General features: G+C 42.0%; 17 protein-coding genes. 11 read left to right on the forward strand and 6 right to left on the reverse strand.

What is annotated here, in order from left to right:
* Positions 1–142: 142 nt before the first annotated feature.
* The 3 genes from slmA to coaBC all read right to left on the reverse strand — a co-directional run bounded on the left by slmA (position 143) and on the right by coaBC (position 2,538).
* Positions 143–742, reverse strand: coding sequence for a nucleoid occlusion factor SlmA (slmA, locus tag Xinn_RS01030; protein ID WP_086954882.1), 600 nt, complete (start codon positions 740–742; stop codon positions 143–145).
* Between the two features lie 130 nt (positions 743–872).
* Positions 873–1,331: a dUTP diphosphatase gene (dut, locus tag Xinn_RS01035; RefSeq protein WP_086954883.1), complete on the reverse strand. Its 459-nt coding sequence runs from the start codon at positions 1,329–1,331 to the stop codon at positions 873–875.
* On the reverse strand, positions 1,309–2,538 hold the full coding sequence (gene coaBC, locus Xinn_RS01040; RefSeq protein ID WP_086954884.1) for a bifunctional phosphopantothenoylcysteine decarboxylase/phosphopantothenate--cysteine ligase CoaBC: 1,230 nt from the start codon (positions 2,536–2,538) through the stop codon (positions 1,309–1,311). The genes dut and coaBC overlap by 23 nt, the downstream gene beginning before the upstream one ends.
* Before the next feature lie 256 nt (positions 2,539–2,794).
* On the opposite strand from coaBC, the gene radC reads away from it, so the two are divergent.
* The 7 genes from radC to mutM all read left to right on the forward strand — a co-directional run bounded on the left by radC (position 2,795) and on the right by mutM (position 8,891).
* A complete protein-coding gene (gene radC / locus Xinn_RS01045; RefSeq protein WP_086954885.1) occupies positions 2,795–3,487 on the forward strand; it encodes a RadC family protein in 693 nt (230 codons plus the stop codon).
* A 262-nt stretch (positions 3,488–3,749) separates the two neighbouring features.
* Entirely contained in the window at positions 3,750–3,986 is a 237-nt protein-coding gene (gene rpmB, locus Xinn_RS01055; RefSeq protein WP_038239873.1) for a 50S ribosomal protein L28, read from the forward strand.
* An 11-nt stretch (positions 3,987–3,997) separates the two neighbouring features.
* Entirely contained in the window at positions 3,998–4,165 is a 168-nt protein-coding gene (gene rpmG, locus Xinn_RS01060; RefSeq protein ID WP_086954886.1) for a 50S ribosomal protein L33, read from the forward strand.
* A gap of 161 nt (positions 4,166–4,326) precedes the next feature.
* A complete protein-coding gene (locus Xinn_RS01065) occupies positions 4,327–5,439 on the forward strand; it encodes a glycosyltransferase family 4 protein (RefSeq protein ID WP_086954887.1) in 1,113 nt (370 codons plus the stop codon).
* Positions 5,440–5,692: 253 nt separating this feature from the next.
* Positions 5,693–6,796, forward strand: coding sequence for a glycosyltransferase family 4 protein (locus Xinn_RS01070; RefSeq protein ID WP_086954888.1), 1,104 nt, complete (start codon positions 5,693–5,695; stop codon positions 6,794–6,796).
* Complete coding sequence (locus Xinn_RS01075; protein ID WP_086954889.1) at positions 6,796–7,971, forward strand: glycosyltransferase; 1,176 nt, start codon at positions 6,796–6,798, stop codon at positions 7,969–7,971. Before Xinn_RS01070 ends, Xinn_RS01075 begins: the two co-directional genes overlap by 1 nt.
* Positions 7,972–8,081: 110 nt before the next feature.
* Positions 8,082–8,891, forward strand: a complete 810-nt coding sequence (gene mutM / locus Xinn_RS01080; protein WP_086954890.1) for a bifunctional DNA-formamidopyrimidine glycosylase/DNA-(apurinic or apyrimidinic site) lyase — start codon at positions 8,082–8,084, stop codon at positions 8,889–8,891.
* Between the two features lie 49 nt (positions 8,892–8,940).
* On the opposite strand, the gene coaD is transcribed toward mutM, so the two are convergent.
* The 3 genes from coaD to waaA are packed head-to-tail and all read right to left on the reverse strand — an operon-like array spanning position 8,941 to position 11,473.
* Positions 8,941–9,423, reverse strand: coding sequence for a pantetheine-phosphate adenylyltransferase (gene coaD, locus Xinn_RS01085; RefSeq protein WP_086954891.1), 483 nt, complete (start codon positions 9,421–9,423; stop codon positions 8,941–8,943).
* A complete protein-coding gene (locus tag Xinn_RS01090; protein WP_086954892.1) occupies positions 9,420–10,196 on the reverse strand; it encodes a glycosyltransferase family 2 protein in 777 nt (258 codons plus the stop codon). The genes coaD and Xinn_RS01090 overlap by 4 nt, the downstream gene beginning before the upstream one ends.
* A complete protein-coding gene (gene waaA / locus Xinn_RS01095) occupies positions 10,196–11,473 on the reverse strand; it encodes a lipid IV(A) 3-deoxy-D-manno-octulosonic acid transferase (RefSeq protein ID WP_086956548.1) in 1,278 nt (425 codons plus the stop codon). The genes Xinn_RS01090 and waaA overlap by 1 nt, the downstream gene beginning before the upstream one ends.
* A gap of 237 nt (positions 11,474–11,710) precedes the next feature.
* Between waaA and rfaQ the strand changes: the two genes are divergently transcribed.
* The 4 genes from rfaQ (at position 11,711) to Xinn_RS01115 (ending at position 16,070) form a co-directional block, all read left to right on the forward strand.
* The gene (rfaQ, locus tag Xinn_RS01100; protein ID WP_086954893.1) at positions 11,711–12,775 is read left to right on the forward strand and encodes a putative lipopolysaccharide heptosyltransferase III; all 1,065 of its coding nucleotides are present in this window, start codon (positions 11,711–11,713) and stop codon (positions 12,773–12,775) included.
* Entirely contained in the window at positions 12,772–13,902 is a 1,131-nt protein-coding gene (locus Xinn_RS01105) for a glycosyltransferase family 4 protein (protein WP_086954894.1), read from the forward strand. Before rfaQ ends, Xinn_RS01105 begins: the two co-directional genes overlap by 4 nt.
* Positions 13,899–15,002 (forward strand): glycosyltransferase, encoded by a 1,104-nt coding sequence (locus Xinn_RS01110; RefSeq protein ID WP_086954895.1) that lies wholly within the window; start codon positions 13,899–13,901, stop codon positions 15,000–15,002. The genes Xinn_RS01105 and Xinn_RS01110 overlap by 4 nt, the downstream gene beginning before the upstream one ends.
* 102 nt (positions 15,003–15,104) lie before the next feature.
* The gene (locus tag Xinn_RS01115; protein WP_086954896.1) at positions 15,105–16,070 is read left to right on the forward strand and encodes a polysaccharide deacetylase family protein; all 966 of its coding nucleotides are present in this window, start codon (positions 15,105–15,107) and stop codon (positions 16,068–16,070) included.
* Positions 16,071–16,089 lie beyond the last annotated feature (19 nt).

Below are 16,089 nucleotides of genomic sequence, written 5' to 3' on the forward strand. Positions count from 1 at the left end.
AATCCCTCGCCCAATTGTGGGCGGGGTGAGTAGTTACTGAGTGATTGAGTAGTCAACTCAGTTAGCCGAAACATGTTAACACAAATTAATGTAAAAAAACGCCTGTTATCATATTTCTATCATGAAAAGTGGTAAGCGTGATTTATTGTAATTGCGTTAATATTAAGGGCCAGCGCACTTCAAATTCTTTCGTTGGCCGATAGCGAAACTCGGAGCGAACGAAGCGAGAGAGCATTCCTTCACAAAAAGCCAGTAATTGTGATGCCAGCACGGTTTCATCATAACTGAAACCCTGACCATCCCGCATTTTCTTCTCTTTTAAGATCTGGCGAAGCTGTACTTCAATGCGTTCAAACAACTGGTTGATGCGATTTTGTAACTTGTCCTGTTCGAACATCAGGGCGTGGCCTGTCATTATGCGGGTCAGCCCCGGGTTTTTTTCGGCAAAGCCCAGAATAAGCATCAGAATTAACCGGAGTCGGGGGATCGTTTCTTTTTCATCCTGTAAGATGAGATTGATACGTGAAATCAAAGAGTCTTCAATGAACTCGATCAGACTGTCAAACATCCGGGTTTTGCTTGGAAAATGACGATAAAGTGCTGCTTCAGAAACGCCGACATTGGCAGCAAGTTTTGCTGTTGTGATACGCTGGCTGCCATCGCTGGATTCAAGCATATGCGCCAGTGCCTGCAAGATTTCTTCACGTCTGTTTTTCTTTTTTGTACGTTCTTTTTCTGCCATTTCTGGTAATACCCCTGCTAAGACAGCAAATATCTAAATCGCAACTCGAAATTGACGGGATATACATTTTGCCCATACAAAGATGGGCAAAAATATAAAAGTTGGTTGATGGTATCAGGTGTTGGGAAAATTATTGACGACCGGAATGACCAAAACCACCACTACCACGCTCACTGTCTTCAAAATCTTCTACTAAGTTAAACTCGGCCTGAACAACAGGAACAATCACCATCTGTGCGATGCGCTCACCGGGTTCAATTATGAAGGTTTTATCTCCACGGTTCCAGACAGAAACCATCAGTTGCCCCTGATAATCAGAGTCAATCAACCCGACCAGATTACCCAGCACTACGCCATGTTTATGGCCCAGACCAGAGCGGGGAAGAATGATAGCTGCCAACTGCTCATCCGCGATATGGATAGCTATTCCTGTAGGCAGAAGTTCGGTCTGGCCGGGAGCCAGTTCCACAGCATTATCCAGACAAGCACGTAAATCTAAACCCGCAGAGCCAGGAGTAGCGTAAGTCGGTAAAGGAAATTCTTGCCCGATGCGGGGATCAAGGATTTTAACGTCGATTTTTTTCATCATAGCGTTTGAATATCTCGTCTAATAAGCGGTGACTGAGTTGTAATTTACTACTGTGCGGTAAATTAATGCTGCCATCATGCCAGAATAGCTGTAATGCATTGGTATCACTGTTAAAGCCGTGTTCAGCCAGCGATACATCATTCGCGCAAATCAGATCCAGATTCTTCTGGCTGAGTTTTCCGCGGGCGTATTCTTCCACATTCTGGGTTTCGGCTGCAAATCCAACGACAAAGGGACGATGTTTTTCCATTGCTGCAACACTCGCTACGATGTCAGGGTTTTTGACTAATGTATAGGTGATCTCGTCACCCTGTTTCTTGATTTTTTCAGTTGCAGTATGTTTGAAACGGTAATCAGAAACGGCGGCACAACCGATGAAAATATGCTGTGATGCTGCGGTTTCCTGTACTTGTTCGTACATTTCCAGTGCGCTGGTGACGTTAATACGTTTGACATTCAGAGGGGTAGGTAAATTAACAGGTCCCGTAATTAATGTGACTTCCGCCCCGCGCTCGGCTGCTGCCTGTGCGATAGAAAACCCCATTTTTCCAGAGCTATGATTAGTCATAAAACGGACAGGGTCTAATGCCTCACGCGTCGGGCCAGCCGTAATTGTGATCTGAAGATCCATCAAATCTCTGACAGGGTTGAGGTGCTGTGTTGCCCGTTCGACAATCTCCATCGGTTCAATCATTCTTCCCGGCCCCACATCGCCACAGGCCTGACTTCCTTCATCCGGGCCCCAAATCAGCACATTACGTTCTCTTAATATGCTGAGATTATGCTGGGTGGCTTGTGCACGATACATTTGCTGGTTCATGGCAGGAACAACCGCCAGAGGTGCTGCGGAGGCCAGACAGATAGTTGTTACTAAATCGTTTGCCATGCCTGCACTCAGGCGCGCCAGTAAATCGGCTGTAGCAGGAGCAAGAATAATCAAGTCAGCCCATTTTGCCAGTTCAATATGCCCCATTGCGGCTTCTGCTGCCGGGTCTAAAAGATCATCAGAAACTGGGTGGCCTGAGACGGCCTGTAATGTAAGAGGGGTAATAAAAGCTTCTGCTGCCGGTGTCATCACTACGCGCACCAGTGCACCGCGATCACGTAAACGACGCACCAGTTCAGCTGTTTTATAAGCAGCAATACCTCCACTGATACCAAGCACAATATGCTTACCAGAAAGTTCGTTGCCGGAAAGTCCTGCCATTCTGATTGTCCACCTGTAAGTTACGATTACCAAGATTCTATCATAAGAAAATAAGGTACTGAGAATACGGAGTTGAGAACCGCTCTGTTTTGCTATGGCCAAATGGCAAGTTTGCGAAGCGTTACGCAAAGCATAAGCATGGCGCTGGCGGTTGTTTTTTCATCATGAGATATTGGCGATGTGAGTATCGGCAGTATGCGTCACGATAGTTGTTCATCAAACAATGGCCTGACAATGGATAGATAAGGGGGAGTGAATGGATATCACGATGGTGGAAAAAAACGATGAAGTGAATTCAGATCTTGCTCCCCGGGAGAAACTGCTGGCATATGGTGCAGTTGCCCTGACAGATGCAGAGTTGTTAGCGATATTTTTGCGCACAGGCGCCAGAGGAGTACCTGTTGTGCAAATGGCAGAGAATTTATTGCAATCATTCGGTTCCCTGTATCATCTGCTTTCAGCTGATTATGCTGATTTCTGTTCACATAAAGGTATGGGATTATGCAAATACGTGCAGTTACAGGCGGTGTCTGAACTGGCAAAGCGTTTCTTCTCCAGTCAATTTATCCATGAAGATGTGATGAGCAGCCCGGTTGCGACGCAAAATTATTTGCAGGATTTATTATCCTGGCAGGATCGGGAAATTTTTGTCGTACTGTTTTTGACAAATCAGAATAAAGTTATTTGTCATGATGAAATGTTTAAAGGAACGATAAACAAAGTTGAAGTCCATCCGCGTGAAATTGTGAAACAGGCAGTTAAAGTGAATGCAGCATCAATTATCTTGGCTCACAATCACCCCTCCGGTAATCCGGAACCCAGTCTGGCAGATAAATTGGTAACAGAAAAAATCATTGAAGCCTGTGATTTAATCGGAGTTAAAGTTTTGGATCATATTGTTATTGGCAAACAAAATTGTGTTTCATTTGCAGAAAGAGGTTGGATTTAATACGGTTTTTATACGAACCGATCAGATCTTAGCTGTTCGGGACTTGAGCATCAGCGAATGAGGGCGTATACTACGCCACCTTTGAGGATCTTGGGTTTGGCGAGAAGAGCCTATCTCAGTGCATTTTTTGCTGAGAGAATGTGAGTCTTTTCAGCAACGTTTTTCATCAGTAAAGAAAATTTGCTGAGATGGGCTCCTAAGCCTGACGAGGCGGTCATACCCAATACAAAGCTCGAGCTGAATTGATTTTTGGAGAATAGACATGTCCCGAGTCTGCCAAGTTACTGGCAAGCGTCCTGTGAGTGGCAACAACCGCTCTCACGCACTAAACGCGACCAAGCGTCGTTTTCTGCCTAACCTGCACTCTCACCGTTTCTGGGTTGAGTCTGAGAAGCGTTTTGTAACTCTGCGTGTATCTGCTAAAGGTATGCGTGTGATCGACAAAAAGGGTATCGATACAGTTCTTGCTGAACTGCGTGCCCGCGGTGAGAAATACTAAGGAGCTGAAAAATGGCTAAAGGTATTCGCGATAAAATTAAGCTGGTTTCTTCTGCTGGTACTGGTCACTTCTATACCACTACGAAGAACAAGCGCACTATGCCTGAAAAACTGGAACTGAAAAAATTTGATCCAGTTGTTCGTCAGCATGTAGTGTACAAAGAAGCTAAAATCAAATAATTTTAGTGGATTGAAAAAACCCAGCTATTGCTGGGTTTTTTTATGCCTGATGTATTTGGAATCTTCATATATTAGACAGATACGGTTACCCGTGAACGTAAGCTGCTGTTCAGTTATACTAACGTTTTTTGATATATGAACCGTCAGGTATCGCTCTGAAAATGAATGAAAAAACCTTAAATATCTTACACACAGAATCATCGTGTGGCTGGGGAGGGCAGGAGATTCGTATTCTGACGGAATCTCAAGGTATGATGCGTCGCGGGCATCATGTTGTTATCGTTTGTTGTCCTACCTCTACACTTTATCGTGAGGCTCACCATTATGGTGTGCCTGTGGTAGCGTTGCCGATTGAAAAAAAACGTTTCTCATGTTTTACAGCAATGCGCCGTTGGTTAAAGGCTGAAGGCCGCCAATTTGATGTTATTAACACCCACAGTTCGACGGATTCCTGGCTGGTTGCTGCGGCGAGTGCCACATTAAAGGGAATGCGGCCTATCGTCCGAACCCGACATGTTTCAACCACTGTTTCAACTTCTATTGCGACCCGCTGGCTTTATTTAAAATCCTGTCGGCATATCGTAACGACCGGGGAAAAGTTACGCCAATCCCTGCACATCAATAACCGTTACCCGTTATCCCATATGACATCTGTACCAACAGGCATTGATCTGGCCCGTTTTCATCCAGAAAATAAACAGACATGCCGCCAACGTATTGGAATTGCAGATAAACCGACAATTGGGATTGTGGCAACAATGCGAACCTGGAAGGGGCATCGTTATCTGTTGGATAGCTGGAAAATACTTCATCAACGCTATCCGGACTGGCAATTACTGTTTGTCGGTGACGGACCACAGCGAAAAAATCTGGAACCCAGAGTGAAGCAGGAAGGTCTGGCAGATAGTGTTATTTTTCTTGGTAATCGGCAGGATGTACCGGACTGCTTAAACTCAATGGATATTTTTGCATTGCCTTCCTTTGGTAACGAAGGTGTTCCACAAGGTATTATGCAGGCAATGGCGTGTGGTTTACCGGTCATCTCTACATCGGTTGGCGCTATTTCTGAGGCTGTGATTGATGATGAAACAGGTTATATTATCGAACCTAAGAGTGTTGAACAGCTAACGGATAAATTAGATTTTCTGATGAAAAATGCTGATCAACGTTTACAGATGGGAGAAGCTTCTCTGAAACGGGCAACGTATGCATTTGGTATGGATAATATGCTGGATAAAATGACATCTATATTTATTGCAAGTGGCAGAGAATAGGGAGTTATGCTTTTATCTTTGCTTTATCAAATACAGAACAAATTATTATATTAAAGCAAAACTGATAGTTGATTTGAACGATACAAATTAAATAGCTTTGACGAAAGCTCTTTTAAGCCAGTTTATTGAATGGGTAATTTTATAATTCATCATTATGAAACTCACGAAGATCATATGTCAGATATATCAGTGGAACAGGTCTGGCAATCAGTGAAAAGCATATTGGAAACCCAATAAAAGGATAATGAAAACGATGAAAATAGGGTTTATTGATGTCACTGTGACGATGTCCTATGGGGGTATTCAGACTGCAGTTTGGGAGCTGGCGAAGGCTTTGACTGATGCAGGGCATGAGATCCATATTTTCGGAGGAACAGGCAACATTAAGCCTGAGTTAGGCGATCGGAATATTCGTGTCCACACTTTTCCCTTTATCCCCAGAGAACGTGTAATTAATATCGGTCGCCGTTTTCAGCGTATTGTTGAGCGTTACTCGTTTGCCCGCCATGCCCGTGAGACGGTGATTGCTGAAAACTTTGATTGGGTCATACTTACAAAGCCGTTTGATTTTTTCTGGCCCAGAATGATGCCGACTCATTCCCGTACTAAGTTTTGCTATATGAGTGGGGGAACCAGCTTTTTTAAAGGCGATCGGCTATTAGGGAAAAAGATATCAGCCTGGGTTGCCTGTAGCCATTTTAACGGCTGGCAGATCCAGCATCATTTCAAACAGTTTCCAGATATTATCTACAATGGAGTAGATATTGATAAATTTAAGCCCGCTCATTCTGATGTCAGGGGCAGGCTGGGGATCGATGAAAATACGTTTTTGCTGACTTTTGCCGGTCGTTTAGTCGGTTGGAAAGGTATGCAAATTGCTATCAAGGCAATGGCTTTGTTACGTGATAAGGATGTTAAGCTATTAATTATCGGTGCTGGTGAAGAGCTAAAGCGGCTGGAAAGAAAAGTTGCAGAGTTAAGTTTAGAACAATCCGTTATTTTTCATCCTCCTGTGAGTCATGATCAATTGCCTGAGTTTTATGCTGCAGGGGATGCCGGAATATTTCCGAGTATTGGTGATGAAGCATTCGGTATTACTATCGCAGAGGCAATGGCATGTGGACGCCCTGTTATTGCCAGTTATATCGGTGGCATACCTGAAGTAGTGGGAAATGAGAACCAGTCTGGCATTCTGGTCGCGCCGGGTAATGAAGCGGCTATTGCCGAGGCAGTTAATCATCTGATGTCGCTACCGGACAAAGGAAAAGACATGGGGAAATGTGCTCGTCAGAGAATAGAAAGTTTGTATACCTGGGAGCATTCTGCAAACCGCTTATTAAATACTATAAAAAAATAATGAAGATAGCTTATATTGATCCTTACCCTGTACCTGATTTTCGGGTTGCTTCACTGCAAATTTTGCAGAATGTGGATGCCTTTGCTCGTCAGGGACATAAGGTTTGTCTGATTACACCTGCTGGCAAGAATAATGTCGAGGAGATCCTCGGCAGAAAATTACCTTCTTCCGTTGAATTAATTGTTTTACATGATATCCGTCGTAAATGGTATTTCCCTGTCAATACGCAAAAATTATTTTATCTTCAGGTTTCCTGTTGGTTGAAAAAGAATCATGTAGATGCCATTTTTACTCGCAATATTAAGATGGCTAATTACCTGTTACGTAAGCACCCAAATATTCCACATTTCTTTGAGAGTCATGAGATTTTTTCTCAGTCTTTTAAAGAATCCCATGATTTGGACGGATATTCTAATAAACGTAAGTATTCTAAGCTGCGAAAAATTGAACAGCACGTTTATCAACATTCCAGAGCTGTTTTTGTGCTGACTTCGTTACTGCGTGATGACATTTATACCGAATATGGTGTAAAAACGCCGATTATTATTGCACCTGATGGTGTTGATATGTTGGCAGTGGAAGAAACCAGAGTGTTCTCTTCTGGCAGACAATATCAGCAAGGAGAAATAACACAGATATTGTATTTGGGGAGCCTTCACCGTTGGAAAGGTGTACCGACGGCCATGAAATCAATGTGCTACCTGAATAATGCGGTATTGAATGTCGCTGGTGGGAATAGTGAGCAGATTGAAAATTTAAAATCTGTAGCGCAACAGATTGGTGTTAGTGACAGAGTCAATTTTATGGGTTTTATCCACCCTAAAGATCGTTTTCAGGTTATTGCAGACAATGATATCTGCATCCTGCCGCTGACAAAAACCAGCATAGGTAGCCGTTATACTTCCCCTCTTAAACTTTTTGAATATATGGCGATGGGAAAACCGGTTGTTATTTCTGATTTTCCTTCCATTCGCGACGCTGTCGACGAACAGTCAGTGAGTTTTGCCCACAGTGAAAATGCAGAAAGTTTTGCTCAACAGATTCAATTATTAATTGATAATCCTCATGAAATAGTACTCAAAACAGAAAATTCCCAGAGATTAGTCGAGGAGCATTTTAATTGGGATCAGCGTGCAAAATTAATTATGCGGGAGATAGAGAAAAAACTTTCTTGAGAATAAATGATGTTTATTTTCTCAACTGAATCTGACCGCAAATAGTACATGAAAACGCCATTATAATCTGTTGAAATAGGTACTGTAGAAAGTTTATTCAAGGAGTAAATATGCCGGAGCTACCAGAGGTTGAAACCAGTCGCAGGGGAATTGAGCCACATCTGGCCGGAAATGTGATTCATTATGTTGAAGTGAGAAATTCACGTTTGCGCTGGCCTGTTTCTGAACAGATTATGAAATTATCGGATAGCCGTGTAATCAGTGTGCAGCGTCGGGCAAAATACCTGCTGATCGAATTATCTGATGGGTGGATTATTGTTCATCTGGGGATGTCCGGCAGTTTACGTATTCTGCTACATGACTCTCCTCCTGCAAAACATGACCATATCGACTTAGTGATGGCAGATGGCAAAATTCTTCGCTATACCGACCCACGGCGATTCGGAGCTTGGTTGTGGAGTAAGAATCTGGAAGAATGTTCTGTATTGGCGCATTTAGGCCCTGAACCTTTGTCAGATGTGTTTGATGGTGAATATCTTTATTCCCTTTCCCGCAACAAGAGAACGGCGATTAAGCCTTGGATCATGGATAACAAAGTGGTCGTTGGTGTCGGTAATATTTATGCTAATGAAGCTTTGTATGTTGCGCACATTTTACCTGAGCGTCCTGCGCATTCACTGACTCTGGAAGAAGCATATCTGCTGGCTGATACAATAAAGCAGATATTAGCTCGTTCCATTGAGCAGGGAGGAACAACACTGAAAGATTTTCTGCAATCGGATGGAAAGCCGGGATATTTTGCGCAGGAGTTATTTGTTTATGGTAAGAAAAGTGAGCCTTGCCCAATGTGCGGAGAAAAAATTGAAAGCATAAAATTGGGGCAAAGAAGTACATTTTTTTGCCGACAGTGCCAGCATTAATTGTGTTTTCAGGCTGAATGGTGGGGGACTCAGAAGTCCCCTGAGAAGATTAATTCCCTAGCTTCTTCAACATTGCCTGTGTAACCGGCTCTGGCAGGAATGATGAAACATCACCATCATGACGGGCAACATCTTTAATCAGGGATGATGAGACAAAGGATAAATTTTGAGAAGGTAATAAGAAAACACTTTCCAACTCCGACATAAAATGCCGGTTCATATTGGCAAGTTGCCATTCATATTCAAAATCAGAAATTGAACGAACACCACGAATTAAAATCGTCGCCTGCTGTTTTTTAGCAAAATTTGCCATCAATTCACTGAATCCGACGACCTCAACATTATCTAAATGCGAAGTAACTTCTGTCGCCAGTGCGACGCGTTCTTCAAGAGTGAACATCGGGTTTTTTCTGTCACTGTTGGCGATAGCGAGCAAAACATGGTCAAACATATTAGCTGCACGAGTCACAATATCAATATGACCGTAGGTAATAGGATCAAAAGTACCGGGATAAATTGCTTTTCTTTTCATTGCCTTTGATTCTCTGCTTGGGTGAGTTCCCAGAGTGCTGCATATTTATTGAATGTATATTGAGCATTGACAACAGCTAATATTAATCCCTGCTTACCATCAAGGAAACCCGCTCTTAGTAGCCATGTTTTAAAAAATGCACCCAGAGTATGGCCGATAATAGAAGAATATCGTGTAGTTTTACCCTGTTCGTAGCGCTGTTTGGCCCAGTATTTTGCATAATTCAGTTGTTTTTGCTGGAATTCCATCAGATTACGACAGGTTAAATGGCGTAAGTCGCCTTTTAATGTCACGACAGGCGCACCCTGAGCATCAAGTGATTCATGAACCTGATTATCGTTATATTGATAACGTTCACGGCAATAAAGGCGGGAGACCTTATCAGGATACCAGCCACTGTGTTTCATAAATCGGTTCATGAAGAGATTGAGGCGCGCACAAGCATAGACTTTGTTATCGTCAGGTGCGGCTAGAACCCGCTCAATTGAAGCCCTTAACTCAGGAGTGACCCTTTCATCTGTATCAATCATGAAAATGTAATCACCGCTGGCATAGGATTGAGCCAGTTGCCTTTGGCGGCCGAAGCCCGGCCATTGTGTATTGGTGTAAACTTCCGCACCCATTTCTCTGGCTATCTGGCAAGTTGCATCGGTACTACCAGAATCCAGAACGACAATCTCATCCGCCCAATCCACAGATAGCAGGCAATCACCAATCAAGTCAGCGGCATTTTTGGCAATCATCACAACGGACAGGCGTTTTCTCGCGCTCATTAATGGCTCCGTGGAGGAAGGTAGGGTTCCAGTAATTTTAACAAGCGTTGCAGCGCACCCTGATTTTCATGTAAAACTTCGGCTGCGTGACGACCGTAATAAAGGCGGTAATCTTCATCTGTCAGCAGGCTGTTAACTGCACTACTTAAGGATTGGCTATCTGTAACAGTGATAAGCCCATCAGCTTTATTCAGCTTGGCACAGATATCCTTAAAATTGAATGTATGTGGTCCCATTATGACAGGAATAGCATGAGCGGCTGCTTCCAGAGGATTGTGGCCACCGCGTTCAATTAAACTGCCTCCGACAAAAGCCAAATCAGCAATACCGTATAAAAGCATCAGCTCGCCCATCGTATCGCCGATAACAACCTGAATATTAGCATCTGGTATGGTACCGGAACTTCTTAGTACTGACGTTAGGCCTGCTTGTCGTGTTAACTCTTCTGCCTTGGCAAAGCGCTCAGGGTGGCGTGGAACTAAAATTAACAGTAAATCAGAATGTTGTTTTAATAAATCGCGATGAGCATCCAGTATAATCGACTCTTCACCCTCATGGGTACTGGTTGCGATCCAGACTGGTCGGTGTGCAGCCCACTGGCGGCGAAGTGTAACAGCTTTGGCTGCCAATTCTGGTGTGACAGAAATATCGAATTTAAGGCTGCCAGTGACTGCCAGTTGGGTACGTTTCAACCCTAATTCAATAAAACGTTCACCATCTTCCTGATTTTGTGCTGCGATAAGTGTTATTTTATTCAGAATAGTTTTGATAAAACTGCTGATTTTCTGATACCCGGTGGCGGAACGGGCTGAAAGACGGGCATTAGCAATGACCAGTGGTATTCCACGCTGATGCAGTTGAGTGATTAGGTTAGGCCATAGCTCAGTTTCCATAATAATCACCAGCTTGGGATTGATATTATCGAGGAAGCGCCCCATAGAGCCCGGCAAATCATACGGCAGGTAAACGTGATTAACATCTGCCCCCAGTGCAGAAAGCACTCTTTCTGAACCGGTTGGTGTCATGGTTGTCACAGTGATTGGCAGAAAAGGGTAATGGTGTCGTAATATCCTGACGAGAGGAATTGCAGCTAATGTTTCTCCGACTGAAACAGAATGGAGTAATATGCCTCCCGGGGTAACTTTCTGAGCACAGAAACCATAGCGTTCACTCCAGCGCTTACGGTATGCCGGAGATTTACGGCTGCGCAGTAACAGGCGCAACCAGATAATAGGTTGGATGAGGTAAAGAAGTACCTGATATAAGCGAAGCAACATTCTATCAAATTCACTGAAATAGACTGTGGGTATAGTATCACATTGGTTTGAAGAAAGTGTGCAAAATGCGGATATGTTGTCCATATTCCCTTAAAAAGATAAAGGGATCAGTTTGTTGTATTTATGAGTTATATCCAGCTTTCAACATCTAAGATGTAAGAGTATAAGGTCAGAGCCTGTTGCCCTTGGAATATAATTTAATTGCCTATCTGCTTTATGATAATCATTGGAAATGTAATGAGAAAAAAAAATACTCAATACGAAAAGATTCTGATCATTAAACTCAGACATCATGGTGATACGTTACTTATCACTCCCGTTATTAATTCTCTGAAAGATAATTATCCTGACGTGGAAATTGATGTTCTGATTTACAAAGAAACAGAACCTATGTTATTGAATTTTAATTATGTATCCAATATTTTTACCATAGATCGGCAGTGGAAAAAAGAAGGTACAAGAGCCCTAATCTCCCATTATTGGAGTTTATTAAGTCAACTTAAAAATCGAAGGTATGATCTCGTTATCAATTTGGCAGATCAGTGGAGTAGCGCTTTGATCTCTTCGTTTACCGGTTCGGCACGACGTATAGGGTTTGATTTTCCTAAGCGACAGAACCTGTTGTGGAAGGCTTGTTTTACGGATTTAGCTTCTACTGAAGGGGAAGAATCTCTGCATGTTGTTGAGCAGAATTTATCGGTATTAAAACCACTTAATCTTCCTGTTACTAATTTTGATGTCACTATGAGTTATAGTGATGAGGATAAAAAGAAAATCTTTAACCTTCTCCATATTGGCGGGATTCATCAGAAGTATGTTGTTATTCATCCGGCCTCCCGTTGGTTTTTCAAATGCTGGGATGAAGATAAAATCAGTGAGACCATTAATACATTACAGGCTGATGGGCATGCCATTGTAGTAACGTCAGGGACTGATACACAGGAAAAAGAGATGGTTGAACGAGTATTATCGGCCTGTCCTCAGGATAATATCGTTTCTTTAGCTGGCAAGATAACATTGCCACAATTGGGAGCCCTGATTGATCATGCGGCATTGTTTATTGGTGTTGACTCTGTTCCTATGCATATGGCTGCTGCATTGAAAACACCTTGTATTGCGTTATTTGGCCCATCTAAGTTAGTCTTTTGGCGCCCATGGCAAGTTAATGGGGAAGTGATTTGGGCCGGAGACTACGGGAACTTACCGGAGCCTGATGATATTGATACCAAAACTGATGCTCGGTATCTAAGCGCGATTCCGGCAAATGTGGTGATTGAAACGGCTCGGAGATATTTATCATGAAACCTGTGCGCTTGGCTATTGTCCGACAAAAATATCGCCCTGATGGTGGTGCTGAACGTTTTATTTCCAGAGCATTAGACGCATTGGATAATGAAAATCTGGAACTAAATGTTATTACGCGTTCCTGGCAGGGAGATACCAATCCGAACTGGAATGTGCATTTAGCTGACCCTTTTAAATGGGGGCGTATTAGTCGTGAGAAGGGGTTTGCTGATGCAGCGAGAGCTATTTGGCATAAGGAACAATTTGATATTGTCCAGAGCCATGAACGAATAGCAGGTTGTGATATTTACCGAGCTGGTGATGGTGTACATCAACGTTGGTTACAACAAAGATCAAGAATTCTGCCAATCTGGAAGAGTAAATTGCTTTTTGCCAGTCGTTATCACCGCTATGTGATGGATGCTGAAAAAAGCATGTATTCGTCACCAGAATTGAAGAAAGTTATTTGTAATTCTGAGATGGTCAAACAGGAAATTATGGCAGACTTTGATCTGCCGGAAGAGAAAATTTCTGTCATTTATAATGCTATTGATCAGACGCAATTTTTTCCTGCCGGAGAAAATGAAAGAGCTGTACTACGGCAACAATATGCTGTCCCGGCACAGGCTAAATGTTTTGTGTATGTTGGTTCAGGTTTTGAGCGAAAAGGTTTGAAGGCGGCAATTGAAGCAATCAGTATGACAGATGCCTACCTGATTGTAATTGGACAGGATAAGGAAGGGGATAAATACAAACAGTTAGCTCACTCTCTTGGCTGTCATGCTCGCATCCTGTTTCTAGGCCTTCAAAAAAAGACATTACCTTTTTATCAGATGGCAGATGGTCTATTATTACCAACATTATATGATCCTTTCCCAAATGTTATTTTAGAAGCTATGGCTTGTGGTCTACCTGTTATAACCAGCAAAACCTGTGGTGGGGCTGAGTTCATTGATTCAGGATTAAATGGTTTTGTATGTGATGCTCTGGATATTAAGGCGTTGTCTGAAGCTATTTTTTTAGTACCTTCAGATCATTTAACCAGTAAAATCTCTATGTCGGCAAAAGAAAAGATAATGGCCTATACACCTGCTTATTTATCTCAACAGCTTACTGATCTGTATAACAAGGTACTTTCCCTATGAGTGGACACATCCTGTTCATCATTGATGGATTGCCGGGAGGAGGGGCCGAAAATGTCGTTGTACGCTTGTGCCGAGAATTACAACGAAAAGGTTTTACTATCACCTTGTTATCGTTATCTGAACAATGTGAATATCCTATTCCTGACCATGTTGATTTAGTTATTGATGCTGACAAATATACCGGTCCTTTTAGAAGACAGACTGAGATCTTCCGTAGAGTGAAATCTATGGATAGAGTTTTGGAAAAAATCTTTCTACAAAAAGGACTGCCTAAGTTAGTAATCTCTAATTTACATAAAACCGATCGCATAGTAGCCAGATCAAAAATATTAGCTAATATGAATGTATGGTTTTGTATTCATGGCGTATTTTCTAAATCTTATCTTGAGGGTAAAACGGGCTTGGCGCGTTGGTTTAAGCAACATAAAATTAAACGTGTCTATAAGGATCGTAATCTGATTTGTGTTTCTGATGCAGTTGCTTCTGATTTGAAAGAAAATCTATCAATTATAGCACGAAGAATGGTCACGATTTATAACCCATTCAATATTGCTGAAATTAAGTTGAATTCATTAGAAAATAATCCCTATTCAGGTCAGGATTATATTATCCACCTTGGTCGCTTTCACAGTGTAAAGCGTCATGACCGTTTGCTGGAGGCATTTGCCAAAGCAGATCTTCCCTGTAAATTGCTAATTGCAGGTCAGGGTGATGAGAACGCGACAAATGTAATTAAACAAAAAATAGAGGAACTTGGCTTACAGCTCAGAGTGCAGTTAATTGGTTTTTTAGAAAATCCGTTGCCTGTGATACGTGAAGCTAAAGCTGTTGTACTGAGTTCAGACAGCGAAGGGCTGGGAAATGTTTTGATCGAAGCTTTGATCTGCGATACTCCGGTCGTCAGTACAAATTGCCCGGGGGGCGTCAGTGAGATTCTGGTTGGGGAATTGGAGCAATATAAGTCTGAACTTACTTCGGAGTCATTGGCTGATAAAATGCGTTTGGTTTATTTTAATCCACCTGTTATTACAAAAGAAATGTATAAGAAATTTGATCAGAAAGTCGTTGTTAAACAATATTTATCTTTGCTTGAACAATAGCAAGATTCAGAGTATTAAAACTTGAATAGATAGTAGATAGGTTTTAATTCATTAAGAAGTATTTCTTTGTTCTTTATTTACTCATATTTTGGTACATATTTAATGACTCAGCCCGCATTCATCATAACAATTGATACTGAAGGTGATAACCTTTGGCAAAACAGTGATAAAATTTCGACTCAAAACACTCAGTATCTGCCCAGATTTCAAAGCCTTTGCGAGCGCTTTGGATTCAAACCTGTCTGGTTAACTAACTATGAAATGGCAATGGATGATAGCTATATCGAATTTGCTAAGGATGTGATTGCCAGAAACACAGGCGAAATAGGAATGCATTTGCACGCCTGGAATAATCCACCCATCGTGCCTTTGACAGATGATGATATGCATTATAAACCTTATCTGATTGAATATCCTAAAGATCAGATAAAAGCAAAAATTGATTTAATGACAAATCTTCTTGAAGGAAAACTTCAGACTAAGATGCTGAGTCATCGCGCAGGTCGTTGGGCATTTAATGAATATTATGCTCAATTGCTGGTCGAATATGGTTATCAGGTAGACTGTTCTGTTACACCAAAAGTTAACTGGTGTTTTACTAAAGGTGATCCTAATGGAAATGGTGGAACAGATTATAGTCATTTTCCATCTCATGCTTATTTTATGGATTCGCAGGATATTTCCAAAGAAGGTGACTCTTCATTACTGCAAGTACCAATGAGTATTCAGTATAAACACTCTCCGATCATGAATTTTTTTAAACAAAAATATGATCATTTGAGAGGAAAACAGCGTTCACCATCCGTTCATTGGTTGCGTCCTAAAGGTGGTAACTTGGAGCAGATGAAAACAGTAGTCCAGCAAACATTGGCATCTGGTAATGATTATGTTGAGTTTATGTTGCATTCATCAGAGTTTATGCCCGGAGGAAGCCCGACTTTTAAAAATGAAGAGCAAATTGAAATGCTTTATCAGGATTTAGAAGTATTGTTTGATTTTTTGAAACCGTTGGTTCAAGGGATGACATTGGCAGAATATTATGAATTAAAATCAGAGATTATATTTTAAATACAAATAAAATTTTAGG

This window comes from Xenorhabdus innexi (assembly GCF_002632485.1).
Lineage (GTDB): Bacteria > Pseudomonadota > Gammaproteobacteria > Enterobacterales > Enterobacteriaceae > Xenorhabdus > Xenorhabdus innexi.